Here is a 16,456-nt window from a genome sequence, read left to right on the forward strand (position 1 = left end):
TACACTCTTTCCAGGGCATTTGGGCGTCTCCCAAATACCTAAAGGTGTAAACCATGTTTCCGGTATATGCTGTAAGTTATGTCTCAGGTACTACAGAATAAAATCAGCAAGTTAGAAGTCTCCAAGTCGGGGGCTTTTTTGCTGTTGTCTAATAGCTTCACATTTGCCTAACAGCCTTGGCTTAGATCGTTTCGATAGCCCTCCCGTAGTGCTTCTGAGTGACCTGAGTGGAGGTATGCCGTAGTAGCCTTGAAGCCACCTCCAACGACTCACCCTCTCCAGCCTTTGCCCTGATGTCGTGCTCAAGGTAAGGTATCGGAAGCCTCCAGACGGTTTGCGCGGGCCCGGCGCACGGGTCGCCCTCTGTAACAGCACGGGGATGCCATGAAGATCAGAATAATTGTTACCTGCCTGTTGGTGACCCTCTGCCACGTGTCCGTAGCAGCGCAGATTTTCCACGATTCCGGCGAGGGAGAGATATCCGGCGGCTTTCCCAGTCAATGGGACCTGATCGGAGGGCTGGCAACGGTCGCGGATACGGCGGAAGGCAGAATTATTGCGTTTCCCCCCAGTGGCGGCACTATCTTCCCTCTGGTCAATGGTGAGGACGCCAATTACCTGGCGGAGAATTTCTCGATTGAGTTTGACGTGTTCTTTGACGAAACCTCATCGCTGTATGGGCAGCGTTTTTACCTGCGTCTATGGCCGGGAGGTTCCGGATTTGCAGAGGGCGATATCCGCTACAAGCCGTTTGTGATCCACCGGGATGGTCTGGAAACCAGCTGGAATCACCCCGCGCCGGGTGTAGCCAAGAATCATCTGCCGCCGCTGCAAACACTCGAGCCTGTATGGCGTCATGTGGTGGTTGAGCTGAGTAACGGCTCATTGCGGTTCACCATGGATGATCAGCTCGTGTTCTTTCTTCCGCGCTTCAAGATGCAGCCCACCATGGTTTCCGTGGGCGGAAGAATAAATGACTCCAGATTCCCGGCCCAGATCGGCTTTGCGAATTTCCGGATATTCAATGGCGACTCCTCGGGGGCCGCAGGTGGCTCGTTACCGGCGGTGGCCGGCGACGTTCCGCCATCAGGTCCCGAAGTGTATCGCTTGCCTGAAGAATCGGTGCTGCCCTCGGGCGGCAGTATCGCGGGGTCCGTCGCCGCAGGGCAGGACCTTGGGGGGAGCGGCGCAGGCGGATCTACCCGATCGTCGGGCCCGGACTTGAGAACGCTCGAAGAGCCGGAGCCAGACCTGTCTGAAGACATCCTGTCCACGGCGATTGCAGAGAATCCCGGTATTGCTGAAGAACCCGACTCAGGTTCCACCACGGGAGCCCCGGAAGAGGCGGCGGTGCCAGTGCCAGTCTTGGGGTACACAGCAGAGGTGCTGATCTACTCGGGAACAAGCGGAGGTGAAGGTGACTACACGCAGCGCGTGGTTTTCACGGATTCGCAGCGATTCCCCTACTGGATTGAGACGCGGGAAAACTACGACAAACCTTGCACCGTGTACATTCATTCAGCCCCGGGCACGGCCTGGCAGGGAGACAGCAGTCCGCCGGGGTCTCAGGCGACGGAGTACGATGTCTGCAGCGAGGGGCTGCCCCGAATCAATCCCCTGACAACCCTCGCGCGGGTTCTTTTTAAGCCCGAGGCGGGTACCTTCAAGCCGCTCACCGCGATCCAGGTGTGCAATAACGGGATCAATAATCGGGTCAAGGGCATTCGGGCGCAGGTGAGAAAGGCGCGCTTCCCCGACGGTAACTGGGACGCCAGCTATGAAACCGTGACATTCCAGGAGATGCAGAATTGCGTGAGCTGGAAATCTATGGTCGAGTGTCCGGCGAATACGTTTGCGGTGGGAGTGACTCTTCATTTCAGGGATGGTGACCCGCTCTCACCCCGGGATTTTCTCAGCGGCCTGGAGTTGAACTGCAGCTCCGCGCGCTGGGAATAACAGGTGCTGCGGAGGGCGACCGGTGAGTGGTCGCCGTTGGTTCCCGATCCCCGGTGCCCGTCGCTCGAGCAGTGTGCTGAGCGCACCATTGCAGGGTTTTTACCACCGCGCGAGAGCCGCTGTTGAGTGCCCGGTGGCAGTCACTACTCCTGGATAAAGAAACGCAGCCGTGTGGGCTCTGACAGGTTACCGCGCCCACCGTTCGCGCAGATGTCCACGGCCGTGCTCGCGGACCGCACGTCCTGATCGTCCGTGTAGCAGACCCTGTACATGCCGTTCGCGGCGTCGAAGCTCTCGAAGACGGCGTAGCCCGTCAGGTCGTTCCTGTCCGTGTCCGCGAGTTGCGTGTAGTTGATCACCCTGTCGTTGAGTTCGAAGGTGTACTTTCCGGAAGCCACGATCGGCCCGGCGCGCTTGCTGTAGCTGCCGTTCTCAGAAAAGCGATAGGTCACCGAGAAGCCTTCCTCGCGCACCAGGAACGCCGTCGACTGGATGAGCGCCGGGTCAAATGCATCCGTGGGAATCTGCACGAACTGGGGCACGAGGAAAAATACTTCCTCCTGCCGCTCGAGGAAGCCCATCAGGATGTCATTGCCCTCGAAGCCCGACGTGAAGAGCCGGCAGGACCCGCCGGAGCCGCCACACAGGCCGCGCTGGCGCTTCAGCCAGCTGTCGAAGCGGTAGCCGGTCGCCGGTTCGCCGCGGAAGGTTTCATCAAAAAACAGGTCCACCACATCGATTTCGCAGACCGCGCCGGTCTCGCAGTCGTAGGTACCGGAGTTGGTGGTGACACGGCCACCTTCCGGTACCTCAATGCGGATCTTGCAGCCACCCAGCAGAAGGGTGGACAAGGTGATGACTATGAGAATCGACTGCTTCATTATGGGGTGCTCCCTCGGATTCGCTGTCAGGATGGAATTCGCAATTTGCACCCTCAGGGTAGGACCTGAGACAAGTGGAGTGACGAAAACTGGACGAAAGTCCACGAAATCAGCGCGAAATTCGCGGAAAACGGCATTATGGGCGGTATGTGAATGACTTCTGCAGTGGCTTCAGGAGCACTCAGGCAATTTGAGCATTTTGCGATCGACGCAAGTCGGGGCGCGGTCCTGCGGGACGGCGAGACGATCACGCTGCGCCCGCAGTCGTTTCGCGTTCTGCAGTACCTGGTGGCCAACCCCGACCGCCTGATTAGCAAGGAAGAGCTCTTCGACAGGATCTGGGGTGAGGCGGTGGTCACCGACGATAGCCTGGCGCAGTGCCTCGTGGACATCCGCCGGGCCCTTGGCGATGAGGGCCGGCACGCGGTCAGGACGCAGCCTCGTCGAGGGTACCTGTTCAGTGCCCGGGCCGTGGATACGCCGGCCGCCGCACAGCCGCCGGCGTCCGCAGCCTTGTCCGGCACGACCCGTGGAGCCTGGTTCACGGCGGCGATACTGGGATTGGGTACATTGCTACTGGCGTGGTGGCTGTTCCTGAGGCCCGGGCCCGATGCAGTAGAGACATCCGCGGCGTCTTCCCCGGTCATTGCGGTGCTGCCCTTCGCCGACTTCACGCCGGCGGGCGACAGGGACTATCTGGCCCTCGGCCTGCCGGAAGAAATCATCAACAGCCTGACCCGGGTGCATGGCCTGCGGGTCATCTCCCGCACCTCGTCATTCCTGCCGCAGCTGGGTCAGCAGCTGACCGCAAGGGAGATCGGTGCGCAGCTGGGCGCCACGCACCTCCTCGAGGGCAGTATTCGCGAACACGATGGGCTCCTGCGGATCACGATACAGCTGATCGAAACGAACAGCGGCCACCATGTCTGGTCCGAGACGCTCGACCGCAGGTACGGCGATATCCTGCGCGTACAGAGCCAGGTCGCCAGCGCTGTTGCGGGCCTGTTCCAGCTGACGGTGATGGAACAGGCCGGGTCTGACACGGTGATAGCCCCGGACGATTACACCCTGTACCTGCGCGCCCTGCACGTGCTGCGAAGCGGTGAGTTCGCCGAACTGGGCAGCGCGATCATGTCACTGGAGGGAGTCGCGCGCAGGAGTCCGCGTTTTATCCCGGTGCGGGATCTTCTGGCCCGGAGCTACCTGCTGCAGGTCTATCGGGGCGAATTGTCCGGGACCGACGTGGCGCAACGGGTTCGCACGCTGGCCGAGGAGATGCTCGCCGTGCCCTCGGGCAGCGCTGGTGCCCACGGGGCCCTGGCCGCACTGGCCCTCAAGGTAGAGAACGACCTGCCGGCGGCGGCCGAGCACGTGACCGAGGCCCTGACGCAGGAGCCGGGGAATCCCCGACACCTGGGAGTTGCCGGCGACCTTGCCTACGCGCTGGAACGCTTTCCCGCGGCGGTGGCCCTGTACCAGGGAGCGCTCGATCTCGATCCCTTCTGCACCGCCTGCTACATGAACCAGGCACAGGCCTACATCGCCGCCGGTCAGCCGCGCCAGGCCGAGGCCGCCGTCCGGCAGGTTATGGAACGTTCGCGCGGCGGTCACCTGACCCTCGGCCTGACCAGGATCATGCAGGGCGATTTCGCGGCGGCACAGGAGATTATCGATCAGACGGTGCCGGCAAAGGCGAGAAAGTTCCAGGAATTTTACCGGGCGTTGCTGTGTCACGCGCAAGGCGACATCGCGTGCTTCCGTTCACTGCTCGAGCGTTTCGAGGCCGAGAACGGTGAATCCGAGGCCATGCGTATCGCGCAGCTGCACGCCGTCGGTGGCGACGCGGATGCGGCCTTCCGATGGCTGGCGCGCCTGCGTGAGCGCAACCAGACGCTGCTGCTGACGAACCTGCCGGACCCCCTGTTCGACAACCTGCGCGAAGACCCGCGCTGGCAGCACATGCTGGCGGAGCTCGGTCGCGCGCCGCAGCAGCTGCGGCAGATAGCGTTTGATGTGGAGGCGCTGCTGGAGGTACGCTGAGAATAAGAGATCGACGACGACTGGCTGGAGGGCCGCCCAAACCTCGCTTCACTTTCAGCCACATCAGGATTGGTCTGGCGAGACCCTCTCAGCACCAGTTATTTGCCAGGAGGAGATTGTGCCGGATTTGTGTTCAAGTCGGGGAGACCCGTATTTCGCCGTAAGTAATTGGTTTAAATGGGAAAAATACCTTTATCTAACTTTTAACCGGACCGCAGTGAGTTCATGCGACAACTACCTTGAAAAGCTCCGGTATCGACTGAAGATTTTGTAACCTGTGGGTCTGGAGATACCGAACTCGCGGCACAGAGATGACATTTTCTCGCCATGTGTCCAATAGTTTGGCTGGCACCAGGGCGCCATCATAGGAGAGCCCTGTCTGCGTCGCGGCGAGCTTGGCAATATGATGCCGGATGTAGAGGGCGGTGACATGAGCAACCGCGTCATTGTCTCAGCTAAAGCAGTGGCCGATCGCGCGGGCTGTAAAACGCCCGTCAAATGCTTCGTGTTTAGTCCGGGAGACTGTAAGCGACAACGTGATCGCCGATCGTTGTTTGCATGTACGCGTGTCCGCCGGCGGCGATCACAACATACTGCTTGCCATCGAGAGCCGATACGAAGCTCATCGGGGTGGCTTGCCCACCAGCAGGCAGTCGCCCCTTCCATAACTCAGCGCCGGTGTCGATATCAAACGCGCGCAGGTAGTCGTCCTGAGCCGCGGCTATGAACACCAGGCCTCCCGCGGTAATGATTGAGCCCCCCTGGGTAAACGCACCGGGCATGGCAATACCGAATGGCGCGACATCGGAGGTAGTGCCCAGCGGTCGCTGCCAGAGTAGTGTGCGCGTATTCAAGTCAATCACCGAAAGCCGTCCCCATGGCGGCGCATTGCAGGGCACACCGAGCGGTGACATGAAAGGTCTCTCTGTACTCACCGCGTACGGGGTGCCCAACTGCGGCGAGATAGGCACGCCGCGCTGATCGAAGGTGATTTGGTCGCCCGACGGCGCCTGTTCTCGAGGGATCAATTGCACCAATAGCGGCATATAAGATGAACTCACCGCCATCAACTGACGGGTCTCGTCCACCGAGACGCTTCCCCAGTTCATCACCCCATTGTTACCCGGCCAGGCCAGGCTGCGCTCCAATCCCGGCGGGGTGAACTTACCCTCGTAGTGCAATTGTCGAAAGGTGGCGCGGCACCAGAGCTGGTCGAGAGGTGTGGCACCCCACATGTCCTTTTCCGTGAGTGGCGGAGGCGTGAGGCTGGGCATGCCGACCGACGCCGGCTGGGTCGCGGAATAGCGCTCGTCGGGAATTGTGCCGCGCGGCACTGGCTTTTCTTCGACGGCGGCGAGGGGCTCCCCCGTGCGGCGATCCAGCAAGAATATTTCGCCGTGTTTGGTCGGCTGAATCAGCGCGGGTATCGTTTCGCCATTGATGGCAAGATCGACCAGTACTGGCTGGGAGGCAACATCGTAATCCCACAGGTCGTGATGCACTGTCTGAAAAGACCAGCGCACCGTGCCGCTGGCGACATCGAGCGCCACCACTGAACTGGCGTAGCGATCCTGGGCGTCATCGCGATGACCGCCAAAATAGTCCGGCGTTGCATTGCCGGTGGGCACATAGACCAGCCCCAGCTTCTGGTCGGCGCTGAACAAACTCCAGGCGTTGGGTGAGTTGCGTGTGTAGGCTTGATCGGGTTGCCATGTTCCTGCTTCATCGGGTCGCCCGGCATCCCAGGCCCAGAGCTGGCGTCCGGTTTTCGCATCATAAGCCCTCACCACGCCCGGCGGTTCATCGAGTGACATGTTATCGAGCACAAAACCGCCGACGATCGCGACATCGCCCACGATCGCCGGAGGTGAAGAGACCAGGTAGTAGCCCGGCTTTACCTCGCCGAGCCCCTCGAGGAGTGAAATTTCGCCGCTTTCGCCAAAATCAGGGCACAACTCCCCTGTCTGGGCATCAAGCGCAAGCATACGTGCGTCCAGCGTCGCGACCAGAATTCGCTTTGCGCAGCGCGTGCCGGTGTCGACATCGTGATGGTAGGACACGCCACGGCAGGCAAGCATATGGACACCACGAGTATCGATGTCAGGGTCGAAGCGCCAACGCTCCCGCCCCGTTTCGGCGTCCAGCGCAATCACCTTGTTGCGCGGTGAGCAGAAATACAAGCTGTCATCGACCTTCAACGGGGTTGCCTGGAAACTATAGGCGCTGTGCGATTCCGGGTAAGCCTCCGGCAAGTCTCCGCTTTGGTAGTGCCAGGCCAGCGCGAGCTGGTCTACATTATCGCGGTTGATTTGTGCAGCGGGCACATAGCGGGTACCCGCCTTGTTGCGGCCGTAATGGTGCCATTGGCTGGCATCGGTGCTATCAACCGCTGTGCCAGGGGCTGTGAGTGGCACTGTAGCGTGGCGTGCCGTCGGTACACTGCTCACGTTGAATGCAACTGCCAGCACCGCAGAAACCACGGCGATGCAACCGATGCTCAGCGCGCTAAAGGCTTTCCTCGCCGTATTTTTGGCTTGAACCCCAGGCAAGACGGCCAGCGCCAGGAAAATCGACAAACCGAGCGGCAAACCCAGGCGAGGTAGCAGCTGCCAGAAATCCAGGCCGACTTCAGCCAGAGCCCAAACCAACGTGGCGGCTGTCATTGCGACATAAAGCCAAAAAGCCAGCAGTCGGCCCTGCCAAACCAGGCGGGCGACCACCAGGGTCGCAACACCCGATAACAGGTAGTAGAGCGAACCTCCCAGACTCACCAGCCACGCGCCCCCCACTGCGAGCCAGCCGCCAATGGCCAGCAGCAGCAGGCTCATCATTTTTTGCAGGAACTTTCGATAGCGCCGAGACTTCATCGTGCCGACCTCTTTTGCGGTCGTTCGAGTCTAGCGGCTTACGAGCAGTGCTCACCTCGTGCATTTGCAGGAGATACCCGCACGGGCATCGAGCTATACTCTTTGTCGTGATAAAGATGTCATCAAAATATATGACGTGCGGTGTTCACGGACGAGTCAGCATCGAACATCAATAAAATGAACGAGAGTGATTTATGTACGACGATCTAGAAGGCCGTGTCGCCGTGATTACGGGTGCTGGCAGTGGCATTGGTCGGGCTACAGCGCTGCTGCTCAATCGCGAGGGCTGCCGACTGGTACTGAATGACCTGCGTGGTGAAGATGCCGAAGCCACCCGCAACCTGCTGGAAAACCCCGATAGCGCTGTTATTCATGCGGGGGATATTGGCGACCCGGCTACTGCGGAGCAACTCAGCGAGCTCGCTACCGAAACGTTCGGCGCTTTGCATATCTGGGTGAATAACGCGGCACGTTCTTTGTTCGGTCCGTTGGCAGAGTGCAGCAACGAAGAGTGGGACAGTGTTTTTCAGGTGACTCTCACCGGAGCATTCTACGGGGTACGCAGTGCGCTAAAGGCGATGCGGCGCAATCAGGGACCGCAGTCCGGGGCTATCGTCAACATTGCCTCGGGCGCTGCGCTGGCCGGCGAGGAAGGCCTTGGCGCCTATGGCGCAGCCAAGGCTGGTTTGGTCAACCTGACTCGCACCACGGCGGTAGAAAATGCGCGGTACGGTATACGCTGCAATGTCATCCTGCCGGGCCCAATTGCCACTCCCCCTATGCTACAGGCGGCGTCGCAGTCACCAGGCGGGGTTGATGCCTGGGCATCCCAGATTGTGCCCGGACGCCTTGGCGAGCCGGATGAGATCGCCAACGCGATCTGTTTCCTGGTTTCTCAACAGGCCTCTTACATCAATGGCAGCCTGCTGTCAGTTGACGGTGGTGTTTCGGCGCGCACGAATTCTCCCCGCTTCTAGGGGAAATACCAGAGGCTCACAATGGCTTCATTGCACGGCGCACGAGTCTGGGAGCGCAGAGCCTTTCTGGGGGCTGTGGTCGCGGGTACCGTTTGGGGTGCCGCCGGGCCTGAGAGATTGGCGGATAACAGGGTTTAGCGATTCTTGTTGGTATTACGAGACTGATGTCCAGTCAGGGTAGCCCCAACGTTGCACGAGCTTCCCTGTGAAGGCCGTTTTGCATCTGCAGGCCTTTAATTATATGTAAACGTTTACACGAAAATATCACACGTCACGCGTTGCGCGCCACTCTCACGCGCAATTTGCCCCGGGGCATTGTGACCAGAGGGCGCGAGCTAACGTGGAGATCCGGGGCGTGCAAGTTCTTGAGCGCATGCCACGAGGCTGGTCTGCGTATAGCCACCCAACCGTCTGCTGAACACAGCAGCCTGCCTTCGCGGAGTAAGTGGTCAAAAGCTCTACAACGTAAGTCTGCGAGAGTGGGCCCCTCGTAACGTATATGGAAATCAGGCAATCAGCCCGATGATTATCCCCCACTTGCGAGGTACCACCATGCAACTGTTTACCAGAATTCTTTCAATGGCCGCCCTGAGTGGCGCATTGCTGACATCGTACAGCGCCAACGCCGAGCACCATGCAGAAACGGAAGGCATGGATATGGATAAGCCAACGGTCGTTGAGATTGCCGTGGGCAACCCGGATTTTTCTACACTGGTTGCCGCGCTGCAAGCTGCAGGTCTGGTGGACGCGCTCTCCGGTGAAGGTCCGTTCACCGTGTTTGCACCAACCAACGCCGCGTTTTCCGCCCTGCCTGCCGGAACCCTGGAGGATTTATTGAAGCCGGAGAACAAGGACACGCTGACGGCGGTCCTCACCTATCATGTGGTGTCCGGCAAGGTGATGGCCGCAGATGTGGTTAAGCTGAGCGAGGCCACCAGCCTGCAAGGCGATACCATCGATATTTCGGTGTCTGATGCGGGCGTCAAAGTTGATGTTGCGAACGTTACGACAACGGACATCAGTGCCTCAAATGGTGTGATTCACGTGATTGATGCAGTCATTCTGCCTAACAGCTGACCCCTGTACGCGGCGGTGACCCAGCGGGGTCGTCGTCGCGGAATCGACTTTTCAATTTCCTGCGGCCTGCTGTGGCCGCGAGCGGCGAACATATCTGTTTGCCCTTTCCATTCTGTCACGCCCTCAACCATCGCTTTTTGGTCTATGCTTGCAGTCATGACCACTGCTGATGGCAGGGTTTTGCGCGTTCGTCCAGCCCGCCTGTGCTGGCCTTCGGGTTCACGTTGAGGTTCACGCGAGCGAGTTGCATTCGACAGACAGGAGCAAGTTTCATGCGCAGAGTCGCTTTTTCTGGTGTCATCGTTCTCCTCATGGCGCTCAGCGCCTGCAAGATATCGATTACTGTCCCTGAGGGGGGTTCGGTGGCGACCGAGTCAGGCAGCCTGAATTGCCGCGCGGGTAGTACCTGTGTGGTCGATGTGGTTGATCTGTTCTTCGACGAGACGTTTGTCGCGCGGCCGGCGGAAGGGTATCGCTTCGCGCAATGGCAGAAACAGCACCGCGGGCTCTGCGGCGGCAATCGCACCTCGTGTCGCCTGTTCACATCAGGCTTTGCAGGCAATGACGCGCTGCTCGCGTTTCTCGACAATAACGAGGTGTTCTTTCTCAACCCGGTGTTCGCGTCGACCTCACCCGGTTCTTACGGCTCAGAGCCCCTCAGCGCCTGTTTCAATCCAGCGCTGTTCAGGCAGGGCACCCGAATGATTTCCGAGTATCGCAGACCCAGTCCCTTTGGCGGCTATGTTGTCGCCGAGTTCGATCAGTTGATTGACGGCAGCGGGCTTTTTGGTGGCAACCCCGCCACGCGTATGCGCTTGGAACAGCGTAGCGACGGCAACTTGCTGGCCACCAACCTGACCTGGTTTTCCATCAATACAGGCGCACAGCAGTTGCGGTACTACGGCAGCGAGGCGGAAACCGCGCAGCCGCCGCTCACATCAGCGACGGTGGTATTGTCGCCGTTCAAACTGAATCGCTGGGACCTGGCCGCCGGCGAGAGTTTTCAGCAGACCTATTCATCCGCGGTGCAAGACAGCAGTGGAACCTCTTCCAGCCAGACACTTGAGCTGACAACCACATACCTGGGCACCGAGGTGATCACGGTCCCAGGCGGTACTTACACAGCCTGCAGGGTGCAGGAAGAGTCGGTGGAAACATCCGGTACGGGTGTTCCGGTCAGCTCTCTGGAAACCCAGTGGTATGCGGTGGGCAACGGGTTTCTCCTGAAAGCGGAATCGGACGATTCCGTTCAGGAGTTTATACGCGGCACAATTGACGGCGTTGCTCAGTAGTCCCAGGTGATGTCGATGCCCCAGGTTCTCGGTTCGCCATAGGCTCGAAAGCCACCGAAGAGTGGTGCATTGATGAACGCATAGGTTTTGTCATCCAGGTTGCGACCCCAGGCTGCGATGCGCAGCGAGCCGGCGGCAAGGCCCGGAATTTCGGCCAGGGTGAGCCGCGCGTTCAGCAGCCCGTAAGCTTCGGTCGTGTATAACCCATTGACCGTGCTGGTGGTAATGGCCTTCTCGTCCTGCCAGTTGTAGTTGAGGTTGAAGCGCAACTCGCCAATGGGTAGTTCGGCGATATCCCAATCCAAGTCGGCCAGCACACTGTGCTGCGGTGCGTTGATAAATGCGTAGTTGTCGGTGACGTCGTTGCCGAGCGCATCAATGATTTCGTCATAACCCGCATCCAGGTAACCATAGCTCAGCGCCAGTGTAAGGCGCTGATGCAGCGCGGCGGTTACGTCAAGCTCCAGGCCCTGGATGGTCCCCTCGCCGGCATTCAGAATATCGGCACGCGTGGGGTCGTTGATGTCAGATGACGCGTTGACCTGAATGTCGTCGTAGTCGGCGTAAAACGCGGCGGCATTCACACGCAGCCGGTTGCTCCAGAGTTCAGATTTAACACCCAGTTCCCAGGAAAGCAGTGTCTCCTCATCGAAGCCTTCTTCAAAGCGCTCAATGGTGGAAGGGCGCACGTTGAAACCGCCGGTTTTATAGCCGCTGCCCACTTTCGCGTAGACGTTACTGGTGTCACCCAAGTCGTAGGCCAGGGTGAAACTGGGGCTGAAATTGGTGAAAGTCTTGTCGCCATCGCCGGTCCCCAATGGAACAACATCGCCGGCGACGAGTGCAAACTTGGACAGTTCAGCTTGGCGCTGGTCTCTCGACCAGCGTCCCCCGAGGGTGGCGTGTAGCCTGTTGTCCACTAGATCCGGCGTCCAGGTTGCCTGTGCGTACAGTGCGAACGCGCGATTCTCGACTTCGGCATCATCCCCCGTTGCCTGGCCAAAGGCCGGCAGACTGTTGCGGTTGCTCCAGTTCCCGTCTTCGCGGAAATAGTAGATCCCTGCCACGTAGTCCAGTTTTTGATCCAGGGCGTTCCCGAGAACCTGGAATTCCTGACTCCACTGCTCCTGGTCCAATGTGTCGCGGGTGATCAGTGATGCAACAGGCCCGAATCGGCCGCTCAGGTAGTCCTGATAGAGGAAGCTGTCCATCTGACGAAAGGCGGTAATCGATTTCAGGGTGACATGGTCTGTGGGGGTCCAGGTGACGGTCGCCTGGTGGCCATCAATATCGATGTCGTGCGGCAGCAGGTCATTCACTGCTGGATTACTGGCGTCGGGACGTTCTAACGGCGTGTCGGCGGTTTGGTAGGCCAGGTAATAAGGCGAATCATCTATTTTTGAGCGGTCGTAGCCATAGCGGAATTCCAGTTCATCGTTGGGGCGCCACAAGAAGTCGGCGCGCAGGGCCTCGCGGTCCTCACTTCCAAAGTATTCCTCGCCACTACCGGCGTTGCGGATAAAGCCATCCTGTTCGGTGGTGAGGTACGACAAGCGCAGGGCGGTGGTCTCTCCCAAAGGTATGTTGATCATGGTTCTGCTGGTGAAGAGATCCCTGTCGCCGGAAGTCACGCTTTGGCTGAAGCGCCACTCGTCCAGTTCGGGCGCACGTGTAACGAAGTTGATGGCGCCACCCGTCGCATTGCGTCCGTACAGTGCGCCCTGTGGGCCACGCAGGACCTCGATACGCTCAAGTTCCGCAACCTCAATGCCCATGCCCTGATTGCGTGCGACGTACACGCCATCCATATATACCGCGACGCTGGGATCCTGGGTAATCTGGTCGTCAAAGTTGCCGACACCACGGATGAAAATACGCGGTGTGCTCATGCTGTTCGGGTGCGGTGTGATCTGTAGGTTGGGTACCTTGCCCTGCAGATCTACCATGTCGGTAATACCGAATTTCTCGAGAGCCTCTGCGTCCAGTGCTGCGATGGAAATAGGTGTGTCCTGAAGGCTTTCTGAGCGCTTCTCGGCGGTGACAATCACCTCTTCCAACGCGGGCTGTGCAACCGCCACGGAACTGGCAAGTAGTATGGCCGAGGCGAGCGGCAGGCGGGCGTGGTCAGGCATCCTGAGGCGTAACATGTAGACTCCTTGAGTGATTTATTGTTGAGTGGCGGTAGCTGGCCGACATTCAGGCCCAGAGGCAGAATGGCGGCAAGCTTTTGTCGGGCTTTGCACCAAAAGTGTGCGCTCGGGGTCGATAAACCATACCGCGAGTGCGGTGGGTCGCGAACGACGTCTGGTGGTTGGAGGAATGATGACTCCCACATTGCAGGATTCGGTCTGGTTGATTTCCGGCTGCTCCAGCGGCTTTGGCCGGGAAATCGCCCGCACTGCGCTGGAAAGTGGTGCCCGGGTAGCGGTCACTGCGCGTTGCCCTGAGGCGATCGCCGACCTGGTCAGTGCGTGGCCGCAACAAGCGGTGGCATTGGCGCTGGATGTTACCGACGCCGGCTCCATTGCCTCCGCCGTGGCGAATACCCTCAGCGCGTTCGGTCACATTGATGTGCTGGTCAACAACGCCGGTTATGGCTACGTGGCTGCTGTGGAAGAGGGCGAAGACGCGGCGGTGCGGGGCATGTTCGAAACCAACTTTTTCGGCGCCCTGGCCCTGACTCGCGCTGTGCTTCCGCTCATGCGCGAGCGGGGCAGGGGCCATATCATCACGATGTCCTCGCAAGCTGGCGTCATGGCGAACCCGGGAACGGGCTACTACAGCGCATCGAAGTACGCACTGGAAGGTTTCATGGATGCGTTGGCCAAGGAGGTGGCGCCGCTGGGCATACGCGTAAGCTCAGTGCAGCCGGGTGCCTTCCGCACAGATTGGTCGGGCCGCTCCATGCAGCGCAGCGACAAGCGCCTGCCGGCCTACGAGGACCACGTGCACAGCCGTTTGAACATGATTGCCGAGATGGACGGCAAGCAACCGGGCGACCCGGTACGCGCGGCGAAGATTATTGTCGACCTTTACGCGATGGAGGCGCCCCCGGTGCAGCTACTGCTTGGCGCGGGTGTGCTGGCCGCCTACCGGGACAAAATCAGCGCATTGCAGGCCGATCTCGCGCGCTGGGAGAGGCTTACGCTGGCGGCCGATTTTCCGGTTGACGACGCCGATGGTTCGCGGGGCTAGCGCAAAAAGGACTTCGCGGCCCCCATCAACCCGCCCAGGCCACCGACCGACTCCAGCAGGCTGCCGCCGCTGCTTGCCTTGTCCATCAGCTGTGGCAGCACGTCGGCAAGACCACCGGCCGCTGCCTGGGTGTTGGTGCCTACCTTGTTTGCAAAATCGGCTACATCGCCGCGCCCCAGCACGTCGAGAATACTGTCAGCGCTGATGGAGGCATTGCTACCATCGCCAAGCCAGGAATTGAGCACGGTGCCCAGCTCGCCGTTGCTCGCCATGCGTCCGGCCAGCCCGGCGAAATCGATCGTGCCCGAACCGTCACCGAGCAAGCTCGACAAGGCATTCTTCACGGTTTCCGTATCAACGTTCAAGCCCAGCTTTTGGGAGAGCAGCTGCGCACCGAGGTTCAATAGATCCATTGGATTGTTCCCTGTTTGTCGTTATTGCTTCTCCGCAGTATACCCAGACTGCCAGTCATACCAAGCAGTATGTTGTGTCACGCGGTGCGGGTGGTTGGCGCTAACGCAAAGGTGTATTAAGCTGCAAACGTCCCACCCACAGGAGATGAGCGTCCCATGGCCGGTAAATTCGACCTGAAGAAGAGCCCCAGCGGAAAATTCATGTTCAACCTGAAGTCCGGCAACGGGCAGATTGTGTTGACCAGCCAGCTGTATGACAGCAAGGCGGCAGCAGAAAAAGGCATCGCGTCGGTGCGCAAGAACTCATCGGAGGAGGGCCGCTTTGAACGGAAGGTGGCGACCAGTGGCGAGAGCTACTTTGTACTCAAGTCCGGCAACAGCCAGGTGATTGGCAAGAGCCAGATGTACAAGAGCAAGGCGGCGCTGGAGAATGGCATCGCCTCGGTGAAGAAAAACGGTGCCGACGCCGGACTGGCTGACAACACCGTCTGACCTTACTCCAGCCCGGCCTGCCGGGCGGCAACATCGGCCCACTGCACAGCTGACATGTAAATGTCAGCGAGCTCCATGGCGTCCAGGTTGCGGAATTCGACTGAGCCCGCGTCACCGGCTTCAAGGCTTAGCGCGCAGCTCAGCGCCTCGCCGCGGTCACCCTCTCGGTTGATCAGGGCATCCTGCATGTCTTCCGGCAGTGGCAGGTATTTGAGCGCCTCTTCCAGAGGCACATCAAGCAGGGCATCAAGCACCGACAAAAGACCCACGGTGAAGTAACTGTCCGCGTTGGCGAGCCCGCAGTGCTCTGCGAGCAGTTCACAGAGCCTGCCGCGTACCAGGCCCATGGTAACGATTTCATCGGCCTTGCCGTCTACGCCACTCATGATGTACAGCACAACCCAGTTGCGAATCACGCCGCGCCCGAGATAGACAATGGCCTCCTTGATCGAGTCGATCTTTCGGTTCAGCGCATTAGCGGCGGAATTGACATAGGCCAATGCCCGGACGCTGAGGCCCACATCCTGGCTGATCAGCGACTGCAGCTCCTCCAGGTCGGTATCCGGGTCGCTGATGCGGGCCAGCAGTCGCAGCAGTGCAATCTTGTTCGTGGGCAGGCGTCTGCCGCTAACGATGCGTGGGCGGGCAAAAAAATACCCCTGGAAGTAGTCAACACCCAATGCCTTCAGGGTCTGGAATTCTTCCTCGGTTTCTACCTTCTCTGCCAGCACCTTGCAGCCGTAGGTCTTGATGCGCCCGATTTGCGCCGCCCAGGTATCTTCCGGCATGGCGCGTATGTCGATCTTGACGGTGTCCACCATTGGCATGAGGCGGTCGTAGCTCTCGGATTCGACAACGTCATCCAGCGCGATTTTGAAGCCGGTCTCGCGCAGCGACTCCACCCCGGCGAGCACGTCGTCATCGGGTACCACGTCCTCGAGAATCTCCAGCATGACACGCACGGGCTCGATGGGCAGGAGGTCGGGATCCAGCAGGAATTGCCGCGGCAGGTTGATGAACGTGATGTGACCGCGCGACAGGCGATCGATACCGATCTCCATCGCGTTGGTCAGTACCTGCGCGGTGGCCGCGTCGTCGTCGAGCCCCGCGGGCGCACAGTTCTCAGAGGACGATCGGAACAGCAGTTCATAAGCGTACAGCTTGAGGTTTCGATCCAGAATCGGTTGGCGCGCGAGGAAGAAATGATTCTTCAAGAAACCGCTCCCTGTGTTCCTGTCGTTGCAAGTGGCGTTGGAGTATAGCGCA

12 protein-coding genes are annotated in these 16,456 nt (G+C 59.7%); 7 read left to right on the top strand and 5 right to left on the bottom strand.

Going from position 1 to position 16,456, the window contains the following annotated elements; all coding sequences use genetic code 11:
* Positions 1 to 384: 384 nt before the first annotated feature.
* A complete protein-coding gene (locus G533_RS0113695) occupies positions 385 to 1,956 on the top strand; it encodes a hypothetical protein (protein WP_027950443.1) in 1,572 nt (523 codons plus the stop codon).
* Positions 1,957 to 2,099: 143 nt separating this feature from the next.
* On the opposite strand, the gene G533_RS0113700 is transcribed toward G533_RS0113695, so the two are convergent.
* Complete coding sequence (locus tag G533_RS0113700) at positions 2,100 to 2,837, bottom strand: hypothetical protein (RefSeq protein WP_027950444.1); 738 nt, start codon at positions 2,835 to 2,837, stop codon at positions 2,100 to 2,102.
* A gap of 153 nt (positions 2,838 to 2,990) precedes the next feature.
* Here G533_RS0113700 and G533_RS0113705 point away from each other — a divergent pair, with 153 nt between their 5' ends.
* Complete coding sequence (locus G533_RS0113705) at positions 2,991 to 4,877, top strand: winged helix-turn-helix domain-containing protein (RefSeq protein ID WP_027950445.1); 1,887 nt, start codon at positions 2,991 to 2,993, stop codon at positions 4,875 to 4,877.
* A 509-nt stretch (positions 4,878 to 5,386) separates the two neighbouring features.
* Here the strand turns inward: G533_RS0113705 and G533_RS0113710 are convergent.
* Positions 5,387 to 7,744, bottom strand: coding sequence for a membrane-bound PQQ-dependent dehydrogenase, glucose/quinate/shikimate family (locus G533_RS0113710; RefSeq protein ID WP_205622624.1), 2,358 nt, complete (start codon positions 7,742 to 7,744; stop codon positions 5,387 to 5,389).
* Positions 7,745 to 7,938: 194 nt separating this feature from the next.
* Here G533_RS0113710 and G533_RS0113715 point away from each other — a divergent pair, with 194 nt between their 5' ends.
* The 3 genes from G533_RS0113715 (at position 7,939) to G533_RS0113725 (ending at position 11,090) form a co-directional block, all read left to right on the top strand.
* Entirely contained in the window at positions 7,939 to 8,721 is a 783-nt protein-coding gene (locus tag G533_RS0113715; RefSeq protein ID WP_027950447.1) for an SDR family NAD(P)-dependent oxidoreductase, read from the top strand.
* A gap of 552 nt (positions 8,722 to 9,273) precedes the next feature.
* Positions 9,274 to 9,798, top strand: a complete 525-nt coding sequence (locus tag G533_RS0113720; protein WP_035528286.1) for a fasciclin domain-containing protein — start codon at positions 9,274 to 9,276, stop codon at positions 9,796 to 9,798.
* A gap of 272 nt (positions 9,799 to 10,070) precedes the next feature.
* Complete coding sequence (locus tag G533_RS0113725) at positions 10,071 to 11,090, top strand: hypothetical protein (protein WP_027950449.1); 1,020 nt, start codon at positions 10,071 to 10,073, stop codon at positions 11,088 to 11,090.
* Here the strand turns inward: G533_RS0113725 and G533_RS0113730 are convergent.
* The gene (locus G533_RS0113730; RefSeq protein WP_205622625.1) at positions 11,084 to 13,237 is read right to left on the bottom strand and encodes a TonB-dependent receptor; all 2,154 of its coding nucleotides are present in this window, start codon (positions 13,235 to 13,237) and stop codon (positions 11,084 to 11,086) included. The two genes, G533_RS0113725 and G533_RS0113730, sit on opposite strands and share 7 nt — an antisense overlap.
* Before the next feature lie 172 nt (positions 13,238 to 13,409).
* Between G533_RS0113730 and G533_RS0113735 the strand changes: the two genes are divergently transcribed.
* Positions 13,410 to 14,285 carry an oxidoreductase gene (locus G533_RS0113735; protein WP_205622626.1) on the top strand — a complete coding sequence of 292 codons (876 nt, stop codon included), beginning with the start codon at positions 13,410 to 13,412 and terminating at the stop codon, positions 14,283 to 14,285.
* Here the strand turns inward: G533_RS0113735 and G533_RS0113740 are convergent.
* Positions 14,282 to 14,698 (bottom strand): YidB family protein, encoded by a 417-nt coding sequence (locus G533_RS0113740; protein ID WP_027950452.1) that lies wholly within the window; start codon positions 14,696 to 14,698, stop codon positions 14,282 to 14,284. The genes G533_RS0113735 and G533_RS0113740 overlap by 4 nt on opposite strands.
* 156 nt (positions 14,699 to 14,854) lie before the next feature.
* Between G533_RS0113740 and G533_RS0113745 the strand changes: the two genes are divergently transcribed.
* A complete protein-coding gene (locus G533_RS0113745; RefSeq protein WP_027950453.1) occupies positions 14,855 to 15,190 on the top strand; it encodes a YegP family protein in 336 nt (111 codons plus the stop codon).
* Positions 15,191 to 15,192: 2 nt separating this feature from the next.
* On the opposite strand, the gene G533_RS0113750 is transcribed toward G533_RS0113745, so the two are convergent.
* Positions 15,193 to 16,404, bottom strand: coding sequence for an EAL and HDOD domain-containing protein (locus G533_RS0113750; protein WP_027950454.1), 1,212 nt, complete (start codon positions 16,402 to 16,404; stop codon positions 15,193 to 15,195).
* Positions 16,405 to 16,456 lie beyond the last annotated feature (52 nt).

This window comes from Haliea salexigens DSM 19537, from assembly GCF_000423125.1.
Taxonomy (GTDB): domain Bacteria; phylum Pseudomonadota; class Gammaproteobacteria; order Pseudomonadales; family Halieaceae; genus Haliea; species Haliea salexigens.

Excerpts from the sequence above, each read along its gene's own strand:
- G533_RS0113725 (WP_027950449.1), top strand. The coding sequence starts at position 10,071 with ATGCGCAGAGTCGCTTTTTCTGGTGTCATCGTTCTCCTCATGGCGCTC.
- G533_RS0113705 (WP_027950445.1), top strand. The coding sequence starts at position 2,991 with ATGACTTCTGCAGTGGCTTCAGGAGCACTCAGGCAATTTGAGCATTTT.
- G533_RS0113695 (WP_027950443.1), top strand. The coding sequence starts at position 385 with ATGAAGATCAGAATAATTGTTACCTGCCTGTTGGTGACCCTCTGCCAC.
- G533_RS0113700 (WP_027950444.1), bottom strand. The coding sequence starts at position 2,837 with ATGAAGCAGTCGATTCTCATAGTCATCACCTTGTCCACCCTTCTGCTG.
- G533_RS0113715 (WP_027950447.1), top strand. The coding sequence starts at position 7,939 with ATGTACGACGATCTAGAAGGCCGTGTCGCCGTGATTACGGGTGCTGGC.
- G533_RS0113730 (WP_205622625.1), bottom strand. The coding sequence starts at position 13,237 with ATGTTACGCCTCAGGATGCCTGACCACGCCCGCCTGCCGCTCGCCTCG.
- G533_RS0113710 (WP_205622624.1), bottom strand. The coding sequence starts at position 7,744 with ATGAAGTCTCGGCGCTATCGAAAGTTCCTGCAAAAAATGATGAGCCTG.
- G533_RS0113740 (WP_027950452.1), bottom strand. The coding sequence starts at position 14,698 with ATGGATCTATTGAACCTCGGTGCGCAGCTGCTCTCCCAAAAGCTGGGC.
- G533_RS0113745 (WP_027950453.1), top strand. The coding sequence starts at position 14,855 with ATGGCCGGTAAATTCGACCTGAAGAAGAGCCCCAGCGGAAAATTCATG.
- G533_RS0113735 (WP_205622626.1), top strand. The coding sequence starts at position 13,410 with ATGATGACTCCCACATTGCAGGATTCGGTCTGGTTGATTTCCGGCTGC.
- G533_RS0113720 (WP_035528286.1), top strand. The coding sequence starts at position 9,274 with ATGCAACTGTTTACCAGAATTCTTTCAATGGCCGCCCTGAGTGGCGCA.